Genomic DNA, 16,768 nt, shown 5'->3' with positions numbered 1-16,768 from the left:
ATAAACGGGGAATACGGGGATCCAGAACACATGGAAGTAAACGCAGTTCGTTTGTATGTACAAACTTTTCCTTTGTGAACAATGATTACAGGAGTGCTGATGCGCAGGCTCCAGGCTGATCTTCTTTTCCCTTATTCCAAAAAAAACTATCATGCTGTTTTATTTGAAACAAAGGTAGACCTGCACGTTGTGGGCAACAACATGGTTTCCAGTGAAAATCAATACCCTGTTTTCAGGGGGTTAGCTGAGTAGTCCCAGCTTAACGGCATACCTGGTGAGTCCTGCCAGGTTGCGTACTTTTAATTTGAGGATAAGTGTTTTGCGGTAGCTTTCAATGGTGTGTTTGCTTAAAAAGAGTTTATCGGCAATTTCCTGGGTGGTGTATTCTTCTGCAATTAATTTCAGTACATCCTTTTCCCGCGAGGTCAGCATTTCAAGGGTTTCTTTTTCCTTATAGAAAGCACTGTTGAGGTAACTCTGTTTTACGGCGTCTGAAAAGTATTTTTCACCTTTCAGGATCATTTTAATCGCTTTAAGAAATTCGCCGGAATCTGCGTTTTTTGATAAAAAGCCATCTACCTGGTGCTGGATAAGGGCATCAATCATGTTATTGTCCGTATGCATGCTTACCACCAGTGTGCTGATTTCCGGTCTTTTTTCTTTGATGTGATTATTAAGCGTTATGCCATCCACATCCGGCATACTGATATCCGTGATTACCAGGTCTACCTGCTCCTCCGGATGCTGATCCAGGTAGTTCATCACCAGTTTGCCATTGTGTGCATAATACAGAACATGCAGGTCGCTCTCTTTTTCTATGAGCCTGATAAGACCTTCCAGGAATAATTTGTGATCATCTGCTAGAATAATATTATGCTTCATACCATTCTGGTTTTAAGGATATTTCAATATCTATTACTGTGCCTTTCGATGGGAATGAGTCAATAGAAAGCGCCCCATCGAATAATTTTAACCGCTCCCGTATATTCTGGAACCCAATACCATGTTTGGTTGTTTCCACAGAAAACCCTTTGCCATTGTCTTCAAACAGCAGCTTTAGCAAGCCATCGATCTTCGTTAGTTGTATTTCAACTTTCGATGCCTGGCTGTGCTTTTGTGTATTGGTGATCAGTTCCTGTATTATCTTATAGATCTCCACTTTCAGCGTAGTGCCAATCAGGTCTATTTCTTCCCTGGGATAAGCCTGGAAAGATATCTTAGCGTTCCCCGGAACATCAAATTGCCTCAGATACCCGGCAATCAGTTCTGTAAATCCTGTATTGTTGAATTTCTGCGGAATGAGATCATGTGAAAGATCACGCACCTGGATGTAGGTGTCATCAATCTGTTTTATTACCTCTTTTAATCCATTCACACTATCCTGGTTCGACAGGCGAAGCTTAATGGCAGCCAGGTTCCCGCCAATGCTGTCATGCAATTCTTCCGCTATCCGCTTTCGTTCTTTTTCCTGTCCGCTTACAGAAGCTTTCAGCAACGCCAGTTCTTTATCTTTTAACAGCACCGCAATTTTTTGCTGATTCATTTCATCCATTGTTGCATTCAGCTTGCTTTGCGCCTGTAACTTCTGATAATACATATACAACAGGCCGATAACGGGTAACAGGATCACCAGGAATCCAATTAACAGGCTATATTTTATTGTTTTCTGGTGTTGCAGTTCGTTTTCTTTATTTAATATCTCTTTTTCTTTCTGGACAGTCTGGTATTTTATTTCCAGCTCATTGATCTCTTTTTTATTTTGCAGGTTTAACATTTCCCTGGAGATGCCCATATACTGCGTCATGATGGCATAGGCATTTTCATAGTCGCCGGTGGCTGCATGCACGGTTCGCAGGCTATTCAACACCTTTAGCTGTGCTTTCATGTCGTTCCACTGGATAGCATTTGTATATACCAGCGAAAGTAAGCGTTTGGCATCTTCATATTCCTTGTTGATAATAAGCAGATCTCCCAGTCGTTGTCCTGCGTTAATATAGATATCAAAAAACTGTTGGGCTTCTGCATTATTTTTTACTTCGTTGTATATGGAAAATGCTTCTTCCGTATGCTGATTAAGTTCAGCGATAATGCCCAGTGCCAATTTTGTCTGAAGCTCGTTTTTTAGCTGGTGTTCCTGCCGGAAAAATAAGAGCGCCTTTTCAGTATACGCTTTCGCCGTGGCCAGGTCTTTTTTCTCCAGGTAAATTATACCCAGTTGCTGATATGCAATATGTATCAGTTGCTCATCGTGGGAGGTATTCAGCAGATCGTTGTATGCTTCAATCGCTTTGTTGTATTCGTTCCGCGCAAAATATACATTTGCTATGCCCAGTTTATTTTCGTTAACAGCCGCATTATCGTTCAACGCTTCTGCACACCTGATCCCTTCCAGGTAATAGCGCAGCGCTTCATCATGCAACCCCTGTTCGCTATAAGCTTTCGCTAAAGTATGATATAGTGTGGATTGATAGGAAAGCTTGTCGTGATCCTTCACCGCACCATTGTTTACCGCATCGATCATCTGCCGGGAATAAAAGATAACCGAGTCTGTTGTTCCGTGAGCGGCATGGAATGCCGTTAAAGACTGTGTGGCAAGCATTCTGGCTTTAATATCACCGGCCTGCCTCAGGTGCTGCAATAACGAGTCAGGGGTTTTTACCGGAAGATTACCAAACCCCACAAAGGCTCCCTGGTTTTGCGCCAGGCAGGAAATAGAAACCAGGAGAAGACAGATAGAAAGCAACGCTCTTTTATTCATTCGCTTAATGCTGATATGACACCATTGTGTTTTGTTTCAAACATGGAAGATAATTAAACAATCCATTCCTGACAAAAGCCGCTCATTTTCACTGAATTGAATATTTTTTTGCTGATAGGTCCTAAATGCCCGGTTGCACGTCTGTTTTTAAGAAAGTGCCACGTTTGAAAAGATGAAACAAATGAAACATATTGGACTGTTGGTCCTGAGCTTGCTGCTATGCTACCTCGCTTCAGCGCAGCGCGTAAAAATTATTTTCGATACGGATATGGATTCCGATGTGGATGATGTGGGCGCCCTGGCGATGCTCCACGGTTTCGCCAATCTCGGGGAGGCGGAAATACTGGCGGTGATGGTGTCCAGTCTCAATCCGTGGTCGCCGGGAGCAGTGGATGTGATCAACACTTATTACGGCAGGCCGGATATCCCTATCGGCGCTGTGCAGCGGTTTGGCGTGTACCATAAATCAAAATATGCACGCCGGCTTTGCGAAGAATTCAAGCCCGATGCCAAATTGGGCGAGGATATGCCCGAAGCGACCATGTTATACCGGAAGGTCCTCGCATCGCAACCGGATACAAGTGTGGTAGTAGTAACAGTGGGCGACCTGACCAATCTTTCCAAACTGCTGGAAACGGAAGCAGACCAGTTTAGCAGCCTGAAGGGAATTGACCTGGTAAGAAAGAAAGTGAAGCACCTGGTATGCATGGGAGGCAGGTACCCCGCAGACCAGGACCCGAGACCCTGGGGGAATTTCAAGTCCGATCCGCGTTCTACCCAACATGTTGCTGCAGCATGGCCCACCCGCATATATTTCACCGGCGGTGGCGCTTTCGCCGACAGCGTGCCTACCGGGAAAGTTTTTTTCAATGAAAAATATAAGCACACCCCGATGGCTCATGCGTACAAACTGTTCCTTGAAAGCTGGAAAAGGAACTGGCATCACAGCGCTGATCTCATTGCTGTTTATGTAGCGGTTAAAGGCCCCCGGCCTTATTTCAGGCTGGAAGAACGGGGATATAACCATATTTTTGAAGACGGAACGAATGTGTGGCGTTTCGCACCAAACGATGAGCGGCATTTCCTGGTCAGTGAATTCGCCGGGGGGATTGATCCCAGGGCGATTGCCGAAAGATTCGATTCACTGATGGTGATACCAAAACAGGCGGAATAATCTACAGCCCCAGCAATCTCTCCGCATTTCCGCCGGCTATCTTCGCTACCTCTTCAGGAGGCAGCGGAATGCTTTCCAGCAGCTGCTTTCCTGCTTCGTTTGTGCTGAAAGGATAATCTACGGAAAACATGACATTATCGATACCAAAAGTTCCCAGTGCAGCCATCAGTGGAGGTAACGTAAAAATCCCACTGGTGGTAATGTGTACCTGGTCGCGCAGGGTTTGACTGACGGTGCGCTGGTGATAACCTGTGCTGCTAACATTGAATTTTTCATCCAGCCGGGACATCATCATCGGTATCATTTCTCCCATATGCCCAATGATGATCTTTAACCGGGGATACCGGTCTAATGTTCCGGTGATAATCAAACGCAGTACCTGCAGGGCTGTTTCAGCGTGCCATCCCCAGCCGCCGCATGCAAGCATAACCCCTGTTGATCCCGGCAGGTCGTTGTAATAGGCTTCGGCCACCGTTTCAGGCGGCATGCCGGGATGCAGGTAGAGAGGCATTTGCAATTGTTCCGCTCTTTGCAGCAATGGCCTGAATTCCGGAAGGTCCAGGAATTTACCATTTGTTAGCCCATTTATCAGAGCGCCGCAGAAGTGATGTTCCTCTTTTGCTCTTTCCAGCTCGTTTGCCGCCGCCTCCGGGGAAGACATAGGCAGATGTGCGAATGCTTTAAACCGGGTAGGGTGGGCGGCAATTCTTGCGGCAAGGATATTATTGTACCTGGCGGCAAAGCTCAGCGCTTCCCGTGTTGGTAAACTTTCTGCGCCCCTGCCTACTACAGACAGTACCTGCATGTCAATACCGTTATCGTCCATTGATTTTAAGCGGGTGTTACTGATGTCGGCGAGTTGCTCCACTGCCTGCTTAGGCAACGGCCATTGCTGTATCTCATGGGCAAACTCAGGCAAGGCAATGTGTTCTTCTAATGATATAATACGCATAGCTGATTGAATTGAGCTACAAAAATCCAGCTATTCAGTATGGATATTATTGATCCTGATCAAATAATCGTGTGCCGGATTTTATTCTGCTGAGTGCTTCCTGGGTAATATTGAGATAATTTGCCACCAGCTTATTAGGTAAACGGAGCACCATTTGCGGGTTTTCTTTCAGCAGCAATTGATAGCGCTCCCGTGGATTTAGGGTTATAAGATCTTCCAGTCGCCTGGTATTGGTTAAATAGGCATATTCCAGAAAACCACGATAAAATATTTCCCAACCGGGAATAGTATCCAGGAGGGAGTAAAAATCCTCGCGGTGGATATACAGCAATTCCGATTGTTCAATAGCTTGTGTATCTTCTTTGAGCAATGTACCATCAATAAAAGATGATAGCGAAGTAGAAAAGGAGTTTTCGAAAGCAAAACGGCGTGTAGCCTCTCTTCCGTCGGGTTTTATAAAATACACCCGTAAGCATCCTTTGTTTACAAAAAACATACGTCTCGACGGTTCTCCTGTTCTTCCTACCAGCTCATTCTTTTTTGCTTTCAGGAGGTTAAAACAGGAGAGTACTTTCTGCAAACCGGCTTCACTTAATTGAACCCTGTCTGTAATATATTTAGTCAGCTGTTCATACATACGGCAATATACTAAGGTAAAAGCGCATTTAACTGTTCATTATCTTTATCCAGTCTTTTACTATTTTCTGAAGATTAGCTTTGTGCTTTTTTACCTCCTCCATTGACCGGAATTTAGCATATGCTTTGCCTTTCGGTCCGGGTTCGAGAAGCCCGGTATTGTCGTTTAACAGCTCACCTTTGTGAAAAATTACGGCTACAAAATCAGTCATCCGTGGATTTAACGTGGGCATCGGTTCTTTGTAGTCAAAACTCGGGCCGCCCCATTTTACGTCTTCTTCCATTTGCGGGCTGGCTTCACGTTATACTCCTGCATCTCTTTACTGGGTCATCTTCACTCCCGATTTGGCTAAGCAGTCTAATAAAGTATACAAAAATAATTTAGAAATGAGTACAGTAATATAGCCTTATGAATTAATAAGGAGGTATTTTTCAGTGAATATAAACAGGCCTTGCCTGTGCTGAAAGCCGGCACCGGCTGCCGTAAGGTAACCCGCATCTCCGGACCAGACATTGATGTGGTAACTGGTGTATGGGAAGATGGTCGTATAGGTGTGCTCCGCGCCATAAAAAAGGGCCCCTATGGCTTCGGAGGCCATGTATTCGGAGAAAAGGCCATTGCTCCTGTCAGCGACTTCGATTCTTATAAACCACTGGTATACCAGATTGCCGCCTTTTTTGACACCGGTATAGTACCGGTAAAACCAGAAGAGACGCTGGAAATAATCGCATTTATGGAAGCGGCGGATGCAAGCAAAAGGAAGAATGGAGCTACTATAAAAATGGGGAACACCATTTTTTGATCATGGGAAAATGATTGATAAAATTTGAGAGGTGTGCTTGATAACTAATGTTTTTTTGCTGCAGACAGGGTTACTTCTTTCGGATCAACTGATCCCGGTGTAAGGAAGGAGTGGACCGCCGCAGTCGCCACTACGGTAGGGCGCCGGCCAGAGATCCCCTATGCAGCAGTTCACTTCTTGTTTTGCGGCGTGCCTCATGCCAAAACGGTGGATTACAAACAAAAAGGCATCGTTAAAAACGATGCCTTTTTGAATTTTGGAACGTCACTCCGGTGTACATGAATCCGTCATGTATGTGTTAAGTTTTACAACATCATAAAATGTTTTCATCTTGTTGATTTCGTTTTAAAACATTTGTAACATGCTATCTTGCTGGTAAGAGAGCTCCCTACCCAAATTTCGGCTCCAACGGCGATTGCCACTGTTCCCCATCCAAAGTCCCGGTCACCTCCATCAATCAGGGAATTAGCGGTAAATGTTACTGGATTAATTTCCGCAACTGAAAATTGATTACCGCCTACTGCCTGTTGGAGCGAATGCGCTTTAAAGAGAATAGCGGGACTTGCTTTTTGCCCGGCCAGAAGCAGATTCCCTTTTTCCGTCCAGCGTAAATTGTCGGTGAGAAAATCCAACTGGATATAGGAATCAACGATGGCTCTATTCAGTGAAAACCTCCATAATCGGCGCTTTGCCCATTCCGAAACATAAAGAATTTGTCCATCCCTGGATATTTCAATGCCATTGGCCCCTGATAGTAATTTGCCATTAAGCGTTTGCCATCCTTGGCCAGAGGTCCATTTCCAAACCTGCCCGGTAGGCTTGCCCTTTTCGAATTCGTCAATGAACTTTTTATCTGCCGGGTCATACATACTGGTCACGAAAACCGTTTCGTCCGGAGATACCACAATGCCATTGGCCCATACTGTTGTTGGAAGCCCGATACTCTTGCTCCAGGTAATCTGCAGGTCTTCGGACCGTAAATCAACATCAAAAATCTCAATTGTCTCTTCGCTTCCATGACTTATAACAAATAGCCGGTACTGATTGATTCCGGTTTGAAGACAATTTATTCCATGCGGTCTGAATAGTTTATTGATAGGATTATTATCAGGTAGATTGCCGTTTTTGAGAGGTGTCGGGCCTGGAAAAATTTCTAGTGGCGCGGTACCCTGTTTATCCAGATCAATAGCCATAAGCTTCCCGGATTTAGCCGTCGATGAACTGTAGCAACTGACAATGATCCAATGAGTCCCTGGTAATTGGAGCAGATCCTCCGGGTTTTGTACGCCGGTCAGAAATCGCTCTGGTTGATCCTGGGCCATCAGTTTTTGCCAGGAACCCGGTATTAGCAGGAGTGCAATCACCGGCAGTAAACTGGCGATAAATCTTTTTGTCATTAATTAATATATTATTTGAAAATCAGGTTATCAGTGATTAACCATTGCCATAGCACCTTCGCTGTAACGGGCGCCAATATTCGGATATTTCGCAGCTATTGCATCAATCAGTGCCAGCTCCTGATCGGTCAATTTAATCTCAACCGCACCGGCATTTTCTTCGAGATATTTTCTCCTTTTGGTTCCAGGGATCGGGATGATATCGTCGTCTTGCGCAAGTACCCAGGCTAACGCCAACTGGGCAGGAGTGCAGTTTTTATCTTTTGCCAATAGGGCGAAGTCAGCAACAAGCCGGGCATTATTTTCTGCATGCTCGCCATGAGAGCGTGGCAATGTTCGCCTGAAATCATCTTCGGCGAGACTACTGAGATCGAGTACATTGGAAAATAGCCCTCTTGCCAGGGGAGCATAGGGAATCAGACTGATTTGTAGCTCCCTTGTAGTTTTCAGGACTTCGCCTTCTACATCACGGGCCAGCAATGAATATTCGCTTTGCAGGGCTGCAATCGGGTGGATCGTATTTGCCTTTATAATGGTAGCGGGTGATGCTTCGCTCAAGCCGATATAACGGACCTTGCCTTCTTTGACCAGATCGGCCATTGCACCTACCGTTTCTTCAATCGGTACATTCGGATCAACCCGGTGAGCATAGTACAAATCAATGGTGTCAATTCTCAGGCGTCTCAGGCTTTGCTCCACGGCAATTTTAATCCAGGCAGGCGAACCATCGAAAAATGTATTTGCTGCTCCGCTATGCCCTGCTACACCATCTTTAAACCGAAAACCAAACTTTGTCGCGATGAATATTTTTTCGCGGTTAGGGACCAATACTTTTGAGATTAGCTCCTCATTCGCTCCATTGCCGTACATATCAGCCGTATCCCAAAAGTTGATGCCCAGGTCTAATGCCTTTTCAAGTGTGGCTATGTTTTCTTTATCATCTGCCGGGCCATAAGCAAAGTTCATACCCATGCAGCCAAGGCCGATAGCTGACAGCCGTTCATTGGTTTTTCCCAGATTTCTGTATTGCATAATCCTTAAATTTTATTCTATGCAAAAGTAGAAATAGGAAAAGCCTCCTGTTTATAACAATCAAACGGATTCTTACACTATTCAAACAACCATATTACGAAGTTGGTTGGGTGACATGCCGGTGTGTTTTTTGAAGAAATTGGTAAAATACGATGGGTACTCGAACCCCAGGCTGTATGCGATGTCCGCAATATTCCAGTCCGTATGTTGCAAAAGGGCGCCCGCTTCTTTAGTTATCCGGGCAGCGATCTGTTCGGAAGTCGTTTTTCCCGTGGCTTCCTTTACAGAGCGGTTCAGATGATTAATATGCACTGATAGCGCATGAGCGTAATCAGCAGGAGTTTTCAATGACAGACTTGCTAATGGCGAATCTATAGGAAATTGTCGCTCCAGCAACTCCAGGAATAGCCCCGAAACCCGCGCCGAGGCATTGGCATATGCTCCAAAATTATCGGCTGGATTGGATTTCATAGCCTCATGGATCAGCAAGTGCAGATAACTACGCAACACGTCATATTTCTGAGCGTAGCTGGAAGCCATTTCCGCCATCATCTTTTGAAAGATGACAGAAATTTCCTGCAGCTGTGCTTCTTCGGGAAAGAAAATGGGATTGCTCCCTATTTTAAAGAGTGGGGAATCCCGTAGGCTTTCTACGCGTTCAGTGTGCTGGATAAAGCCTTCAGTAAATAGACAGTACCATCCGGATTGGTTCTCGGACTCCGGTTCCCAGGAATAGGGGACTACCGGATTTGAGAAAAGCATTGCAGGGCGGTCTATCTGTACCCACTTGTCTGCATAATAGAGCTTGCCCCTCCCAATGATCAGAGATGCCTTGTAAAAATCCCTGCGACTATAGGGTGAAACAACAGAACAAGACTCCCGGCTGAAGACATTGAAATGACCTATCCCCGCATTATTTGTTGATTGCAGCGAGGTAACCTGCCTGGGCAGCCTTTTGTAAAAATCTTCAACACTTTCTGTCGTTTTCATGATACAAAATTATAAAAATCAAACATAACCCCAAAAGAAGATATAACGATGTTTGTAAAAACGCTTTTTGGAATGGCGGGACGGGATCAAATTAAAAACCATCATACCATCAGGGAAATTAGGGCATATTCCTGTACGTGTTCAAAATAGTTACTCCGCTTCTTCAAAACCATCCCAATAATATTCTCCCTCATAAATACCTGTGTCAATGTAATAATCAAATCGGAGTGGCAGCTACGAAGAAAATTTGCCCCTGTTTAAAGGTTTACTTATATTAGTTCAATCACTGTACTAACCAGCCCTAAGGCCAAAATAAAGTATAATGAAATTAGCACCTATCCAGACGTTTGAAATCCAGGATGCCGGACAAAAACAATTTCACAGGATCGTACTCTTAAATACAGGAACCGTTGTGGGATATTATTCGCAGGACGAGACCTGCTTTTTAGAGTGGTTTAAAGGAAATGAAATCGTGGAAACAAAGGTAGATGAAATAGCCTGTGATGTTTTCGAAACCCCGGCTTTCTTCCATTTTCAAAACTACGTAGGACTTTATTCTTCCAAAAATGACTTCGTCATTCTATATAGTGAAAGCAATAAAAACACTCCCACCAGGATTTCTATCACGAATCATCTTCCTGAAACAAAGTATCCAGATTTCGATAGACCCTTGTCGAATTACCACTCGGCAGGCAACACTGATACCAACATAATGCCTATACTTTTCACCAATGGAGGCATGTTACCTGTATATGCAGCCAACCTTCAGGTTGATGTAGAAAAGGGAACTGCCAGTTGGCTGGATTTAAAGTACTGGAACAACAAACAACCGATCGCCCTGGAAAACGAGAGTTTCGATAAGCCGCAAAAACCATTTACAATCTTGCATGCACTGAATAAAAAGAACGTTACTTTCCTGTACGGGATCGGCGACAGGGACGGCGGTTATTTAAAGCCGGGAATGGAGTTCTCGGAATTAAGTATGGTAGATGAAAAAGGAACGGTAAAAGAGACATTATTTTCTCTGGGAAGATTGTACAAAGAGCATAAAAAGGGAGGTAAAGAATGCACATTCTCCTCATCGGGCAAGTATGCCATACTGACGCCGGCATTTAAATCAGACGATTGGAAAAACAAACAGAAGTTATTAGAGCTGGATAGTAAACAGCTTATAGACCTGGAACTTCCGAAAGCGCTTTCGGATTACCGGGTAATCGATCATAATAATGAAGTGTTTTTGTTAGTGAACCGGCATCGCAACCTGGTATTTGCCGGTACTGATAGTATTATTATTTGTAAAGCGCAATAGCCGTTAGCGTTATATCAACATCCACAAAAGTTACTTTGATAAACAGGCATAGACTTGCTATCCTTTTCTTTTTCTTAGACAGAGTATTCCCCGGAAGACGGAGTAACGGCAACAATAGACTTAATATACAAAGAAGGTTGATGCCAGTAGCATAGACCATTCTCCAGGCATGTTACATGCGAAGCCTGTAGTTTACCTATGCGCTTCTGTACCCATTTCTTTGATATGGAAGATCAGCCTGTCTTAATTGTTTTTGAATGTTTGAAGGATCATTTACCCAAAGTAGTAGCGGATTCCGAAGGGCGGTGCTGTGATATGCCTGTGCAGAAATGCTCTGACTTCGGCTTCGATATGACAGGATCACTGGAAGGGCTAAACGATGAACTAGTCGTTAGCCATTCATGTCATTGTTGTGATAGAAAAGTTGAAGAAACTGTAAAAGCTGACTGGACGGATTTCTCGCGGAGGGAAGCGAACTCTAAAATCTGGTAATAAAAAACCGTCGTAAATCTATTGTTTTTCAAATAGTTACGACGGTTTTAAGTGCCCCGGATGGGCACTGTTTGGAACACATTAAACGAAATCATTCATAAGCAACTAAGGTTATATTCCTGTAATTCATCAATCAGGCATCCACCATATCCTGCTGGTAAATATATTGATGATCCCCTGCTGCTTTACATTTTCAGCATTGTTAATATACTCAAGGCTCTGGTAAGGCATTCTGACTGGCAGGATATTGGAAGTGCGCCCCGGATCAGCAGATAAGGGAATGGCAGGATAAGCATTGTTCCGCCTGTAATCCACCCATGTTTCGAATGGCTCAATGCCATTGAATGCCAGGTATTTCTGGAACATCAGCAATTTGTATTTATCCGGGGCAGCAGCCCAGCTTACATTTGGATTTCCGTTACCTGCCTGATCGTTATACCATTCATCAAACACCGCTTCAGACAATTCCGGTAAGGTGCTGTTCCTTCCTACATTAAGCCATCTGAAAGATTCTTTTACGGCATTTTTGTAAGCAGATTCTGCATCTCCTGGTATCCACCTTCTTTGTACAGCTTCTGCCTGCAAAAAAAGGCTTTCAATGCTTGTAATTATCCACGACTTCATATCATATCCTTTCAGTATCCCTGAAGAAAACGGCGTAACGGGCCCGTGGGCAGATATACTTCCCACCTGCGATACATACAGTGCGCCCTGGTGCTGATATTCAACCTCATTAACAGGAAGTCCGAATTTATTGCCCCTGTATTCCAACGGGCCAGGTTGAGAAAAGGGTTCAGGCGCCCCCGCCGGCACAGGCTCCCTGGCAGGAGCATAGAAAAACTTTAGCCTTGGATCATTATTCTCTTTCAGGAAATTCAGGCTTATAACATTCGCTGATGCCACGTCCGGGAAAAAGGAATAGATATAGTGCCTGCAATATACCTGGTATAGCAAACTTGGTTGTTGTTCATTATACCCCGGATCAATGGCTGCATCCTCACCACTTCTCAGGAAGCCTGATCCGTCCGCCAATATTTTAGCCATCTCCTTTTGAATGTACGCAGTTCTTTCGATACGGTTAGCCTGATGAACAAGCAAACGAAGTTTCAAGGTATTTACAAACCTGATCCATTTAAGCTTATCGCCATGGAACATAATATCAGCTGTTGTTATTCTCTGGTTCTTATCAATGGAGGCCTTTTTTATAAGACTAACAGAGGTATCCAGCTGCTTCATCAATTCTTCGTAAATAAATTGTCCCTTATCATATCTGGGTTGCCTGATCTGTTGTTTAAAAGCCTCCTGGTAGGGAATATTATTCAGCACATCCACATTCCTGCTCCAGGTGAGTACCTGTATGATTTTGGCAATTCCTTCGTAAAAGGTCTGATTAGTACGGTGGGCCTTATTTTCCAGTAATACTGCACTGATCTTCGGATCGCAGGACCAACTGGAGCTTACGATATTATATGTCTGGCCCGGAGTACCTGAGGTAGCTAACGGGGCGCACCAATATCCCATCCATTCGTTTAATAAGCCATTAAAATTTACTTTGAAATCGATACCGTTTGCGGCTGTCCATTCATTCAGCAATGAAGGCAACACCAGATCGGGAGTTGCAAGGCTGTCTGTAAGCTCTCCTGGATTGTAATTCACATCCAGCCAACCTTTACGGCAGCTTGTGTGCATCACGGTGAGCAATAGAAGCACGAAAATTATTTTATTACGAATACTCATACTTGTTAGTGTTGATAATAATTAGAAACCTACGTTTACCACAAATCCATACATGATAGTACCGGGAAGTCTTGATTCATTTGCCGCAGCACCTGCCACATTGCTCATATTGGAATCACCGCCGGTATTGATCATTGCCCTTGTCCATCCCGGGCCTCTAATCATCAGAGGATCTCCGTAGATATTCTCTTTTGAGTAAACGGATGCTATATCGCGGCCATACAGACCCAGTGAAACACTCTTAATGGCTTTTATTTTAAATGTCCAATTGTAGGAGAGAGAGAGTTCCCGCAGTTTAAAAAAGTCAGCTTTAACGAGATAGGAGGTAGTTGTGTAGGTGGCGGCGTTCTGATAAAAATCACGGATGGCTGTTATTTTTACATCCGTATTCTCCACATACTTCCCTGAGCCATCGTCATATACAGAATTGGGGAATACAAATGGCGCTCTGTTATTATATAGTGTGAGTGGCGACCATCCTGTGCGGGTATCAAAGCCTCCGGCGCCATTATACTGGTGATTACCTCCTCTGAATTCTCCGAGAATGTAAAGTTTAAATTTCTTCCACTCCAGGTTTAAATTAGCTGCGGCAGAATAGCGGGGCAGTGTTCTTCCGGTAAATACCGGATTCCTGGAATCCGGTTCCGGCATTCCGGTTACATTGTTCACAATTACTTTCCCATCAGGCGTGCGCACCCAATCGGTTAAACTAAACTCAAAAGCATGGTGGCCGGTACGGGCAACCACCTGTGCAGGACCTACATAGGCTATTAGCTGATCATTATATACAGGTGGCAGTGAAATCACTTTATTGTCATTCAGCGCCAATCGCATATCAATGCCTGCAATGAAATTACCTGCTTTCAGTAACCTGTTGATCTTTACATCAAACTCCCATCCCGTATTATCATATACTCCTGCGTTATCGATGGTTGGCGATCCGCTGTAGATGGAATTAACCACTTCAAGTATAAGCCCGTTATTTCTTTGCTTATAATAGGTGACGTCCAGGTTGATACGCTCGTTTAAAAAGGAAAAACTACCGCCATACTCCTGTGAGATAACATTTTCCGGTTTTATGAACGGATTGGGGTTATTTGGTTTGTAAATATAGGATACCTGCTCGCCATAGATCTGGTAGAGATCGAGGATCCTTTCCATTTGGTATGGCCTGATGTTCATATTGGCTGTACGGGTAACAGATGCCCGCAACCTGGCGGACGACAACCATTTCATTTCTGATAACCAGGGGATCATTTCTGAAAGCACCACTGATGTATTGGCTCCGGAATAAAAGTTTTTATTGCGGGCACTCACGGCAAGTTTAGAATCCCAGTCGTTCCTTCCTGTCAACTCAACAAATACCATGTCTTTGTATCCCACTGAAAATGTACCGAACAAAGAATAGAATCTTGAAAGCACAGCCTGCTCCCGGGAATAGGTGTTTCCCATTCGTCCGAATGCAAGATTATAAACAGGGATGACTAGGTGCGATGAACTGCCTGTAACTTCTTTTGTATAGTTTTGCCTTATGGTATTACCCAGTGTGGTGCGGAAGGAGAAGGAACCGGCATTGTGCAGGCCTGTCAGCAAAAGGTCGTTATTAATAGCCAGTGATGTAAATGTTTCCTCATTGAGCCTCGCCGGAAGATCCCGGTAACTCACTGATCTTCCTATAGCGCCATATGCTTTTGCAAAATCAGAATAGAACCTGGGTGCCGTGATTGCCTTAGTATAGGAAGCGCTATAGGTGATCCCCGGACGCTCTGTGATACTAAGCCATCTCAATGGCTTTATCGTAAAATCAAGATTCCCTGTTAATGCATTCTCTGTTGATTTACGCCTGTTACCGTTTATTGTTTCATAAGGATTTTCGGTTTCATCTGCCCAGTAATGATTACGATCCGCCCAATGATCATTTGTAAAATCTTTATAGCTTGTGAGCGGAACATGTGGCGGCGTCATATCTGTTCTGATAGTGCTTGGCCCTTTATCAGCATTGGTCAATGTATAACCGAGGTTGATGCGAACATTCCATTTATTGAATTGCCTTCCTGTGTTCAGGAGTATCCCCGCTTTATGCTGTTTGTCGCCCGGAAGAAGGCCTGTTTGGTTGGTATAAGAAAGGCCAAGATAAAAATCAGACCTGTTGTCGGATTGTGAAATGGAAAGATTGTGCTGCGTATTCCTTGCAAGGTCCCAGAATTTCTGCCTTTCATTCGAATAGCTGTAAGGGACTTTCTGAGTATCCCCATTTTCATCCGGCCTTCCCAATGGAACGAGCATATCGTTATACGCCGGTCCCCACAATTCGGATCCAACGGGATTATAAATGGGGTTGTTCTGATCATCCGTAAGATCTCCTGCACCGAACTGCTCCTGCACTTTTCTCTGGCTAAAATCTATATACTGAAAAGAGGTGCTGCTCCTGAAATTTACTTTAAGCCCTTCTTTATCGCCCCGTTTGGTTGTAATGATAATAACGCCGTTCACGCCTTCAGGGCCATACAATGCAGCACCATTCGCACCTTTCAGCACTGTGATATCCTGAATATCGTTCGGATTGATATTATTCAGAAAGTCCAGCGCCAGGGTAGCTGAATTCTGGTCTGCCCCAAAAGAAAGGGGAGAACCATTCAGTATAAATAAAGGCTGATTATTCGAAGATTGATTGATAGATCTGATACCTCTCAGCATAATGTTATTATCCGGCGTCATATCAGGACTTAATGAAGAAATATTCAGGCCGGATACCTTACCTACCAGCCCTGTAAGAATGTTCCCCGGGTTGGTGCGGTTAATATCTTCGCCCTTTATTTTTGCGACAGCATACCCCAGCTCTTTTGTTCTTTTTTCAATTCCATATGCGGTAGTGACAATCACGTCATTCAGAGAAACAGGCTGCTGCTTAAGCTGTATAACACCGGCATTGGCTGCATCGATCCTGACCTCTCTTGTACTATACCCCATAAAAGAAACGATCAGCACATCGCCTGTTGCAGCTTCGATGGAAAAATTTCCAAACTGGTTGGAAGTTGTTGTGAGGCGCGGTTTATTCTTAACCGCAATAGTAGCGCCACTAAGCGCCGCGCCGGTTGAATCAGTTATTTTGCCTGTGACCGGCTCTGAGGTATTGGGTTGCCGGTCAGAGAACGCGGCAACCCTGGTATCAGGATATATATTAATAGTCTTACTGCTGATCAGGTACTTCAAGGGCTGATCCCTGAAAATATTATCAAGAAACTGCAAAAGCGGCTGGTTAACGGCCTTAATGGTAACAGGTTTGGCTGCTTCCAATGCATTTTCCCGGTACAGGAAATGATAACCTGTTTGTTTTTCTACCGCGGAAAAAACTATTTCCAGGGCAACGCCCTTTCCTGAGAAGGTTATATTCTGAGACAATCCTTTGGCGGATACCATTATACAGGCGACCGTGAGAAAAAATACAGTTAGCTTCATAACTAACAGAATTTGGCTGATATGACGAT

12 protein-coding genes and 2 pseudogenes are annotated in these 16,768 nt (G+C 44.3%); 3 read left to right on the top strand and 11 right to left on the bottom strand.

Annotated features, from left to right (window positions below; genetic code table 11):
• Positions 1–6: 6 nt before the first annotated feature.
• The 3 genes and pseudogenes from PV783_RS25290 to PV783_RS25280 all read right to left on the bottom strand — a co-directional run.
• Positions 7–153, bottom strand: a pseudogene (locus tag PV783_RS25290) (hypothetical protein); the annotation flags it as partial.
• Between the two features lie 87 nt (positions 154–240).
• Positions 241–882, bottom strand: a complete 642-nt coding sequence (locus PV783_RS25285) for a response regulator (RefSeq protein WP_420990065.1) — start codon at positions 880–882, stop codon at positions 241–243.
• Entirely contained in the window at positions 872–2,758 is a 1,887-nt protein-coding gene (locus PV783_RS25280; protein ID WP_420990064.1) for a tetratricopeptide repeat-containing sensor histidine kinase, read from the bottom strand. Before PV783_RS25280 ends, PV783_RS25285 begins: the two co-directional genes overlap by 11 nt.
• Before the next feature lie 181 nt (positions 2,759–2,939).
• On the opposite strand from PV783_RS25280, the gene PV783_RS25275 reads away from it, so the two are divergent.
• Positions 2,940–3,932, top strand: coding sequence for a nucleoside hydrolase (locus PV783_RS25275; protein WP_420990063.1), 993 nt, complete (start codon positions 2,940–2,942; stop codon positions 3,930–3,932).
• Position 3,933: 1 nt separating this feature from the next.
• Here PV783_RS25275 and PV783_RS25270 read toward each other — a convergent pair whose 3' ends face one another.
• The 3 genes and pseudogenes from PV783_RS25270 to PV783_RS25260 form a co-directional block, all read right to left on the bottom strand.
• The gene (locus tag PV783_RS25270) at positions 3,934–4,884 is read right to left on the bottom strand and encodes an amidohydrolase family protein (protein WP_420990062.1); all 951 of its coding nucleotides are present in this window, start codon (positions 4,882–4,884) and stop codon (positions 3,934–3,936) included.
• 46 nt (positions 4,885–4,930) lie between these two features.
• Entirely contained in the window at positions 4,931–5,521 is a 591-nt protein-coding gene (locus PV783_RS25265) for a Crp/Fnr family transcriptional regulator (protein WP_420990061.1), read from the bottom strand.
• 28 nt (positions 5,522–5,549) lie between these two features.
• Positions 5,550–5,807: pseudogene (locus PV783_RS25260) on the bottom strand (DUF1801 domain-containing protein); the annotation flags it as partial.
• A gap of 171 nt (positions 5,808–5,978) precedes the next feature.
• Between PV783_RS25260 and PV783_RS25255 the strand changes: the two are divergent.
• The gene (locus PV783_RS25255; RefSeq protein WP_420990060.1) at positions 5,979–6,323 is read left to right on the top strand and encodes a hypothetical protein; all 345 of its coding nucleotides are present in this window, start codon (positions 5,979–5,981) and stop codon (positions 6,321–6,323) included.
• A 326-nt stretch (positions 6,324–6,649) separates the two neighbouring features.
• Here the strand turns inward: PV783_RS25255 and PV783_RS25250 are convergent, their stop codons facing one another.
• The 3 genes from PV783_RS25250 to PV783_RS25240 form a co-directional block, all read right to left on the bottom strand.
• Positions 6,650–7,720 carry an SMP-30/gluconolactonase/LRE family protein gene (locus tag PV783_RS25250; RefSeq protein ID WP_420990059.1) on the bottom strand — a complete coding sequence of 357 codons (1,071 nt, stop codon included), beginning with the start codon at positions 7,718–7,720 and terminating at the stop codon, positions 6,650–6,652.
• A gap of 30 nt (positions 7,721–7,750) precedes the next feature.
• Complete coding sequence (locus PV783_RS25245) at positions 7,751–8,752, bottom strand: aldo/keto reductase (RefSeq protein WP_111580689.1); 1,002 nt, start codon at positions 8,750–8,752, stop codon at positions 7,751–7,753.
• Between the two features lie 81 nt (positions 8,753–8,833).
• Positions 8,834–9,742: a helix-turn-helix domain-containing protein gene (locus tag PV783_RS25240; protein ID WP_111580690.1), complete on the bottom strand. Its 909-nt coding sequence runs from the start codon at positions 9,740–9,742 to the stop codon at positions 8,834–8,836.
• 322 nt (positions 9,743–10,064) lie between these two features.
• On the opposite strand from PV783_RS25240, the gene PV783_RS25235 reads away from it, so the two are divergent.
• A complete protein-coding gene (locus tag PV783_RS25235) occupies positions 10,065–11,051 on the top strand; it encodes a hypothetical protein (protein ID WP_420990058.1) in 987 nt (328 codons plus the stop codon).
• A gap of 621 nt (positions 11,052–11,672) precedes the next feature.
• Here PV783_RS25235 and PV783_RS25230 read toward each other — a convergent pair.
• Both PV783_RS25230 and PV783_RS25225 read right to left on the bottom strand, forming a co-directional pair.
• Positions 11,673–13,280: a SusD/RagB family nutrient-binding outer membrane lipoprotein gene (locus PV783_RS25230; protein WP_420990057.1), complete on the bottom strand. Its 1,608-nt coding sequence runs from the start codon at positions 13,278–13,280 to the stop codon at positions 11,673–11,675.
• 21 nt (positions 13,281–13,301) lie between these two features.
• Entirely contained in the window at positions 13,302–16,739 is a 3,438-nt protein-coding gene (locus tag PV783_RS25225; RefSeq protein WP_420990056.1) for a SusC/RagA family TonB-linked outer membrane protein, read from the bottom strand.
• Between the last annotated feature and the right edge of the window lie 29 nt (positions 16,740–16,768).

This window comes from Chitinophaga sp. CC14 (genome assembly GCF_048957795.1).
Lineage (GTDB): Bacteria > Bacteroidota > Bacteroidia > Chitinophagales > Chitinophagaceae > Chitinophaga > Chitinophaga ginsengisegetis.
Note: the sequence above shows the minus strand (reverse complement) of the source record. Positions and strands in the feature narration are given on the sequence as shown.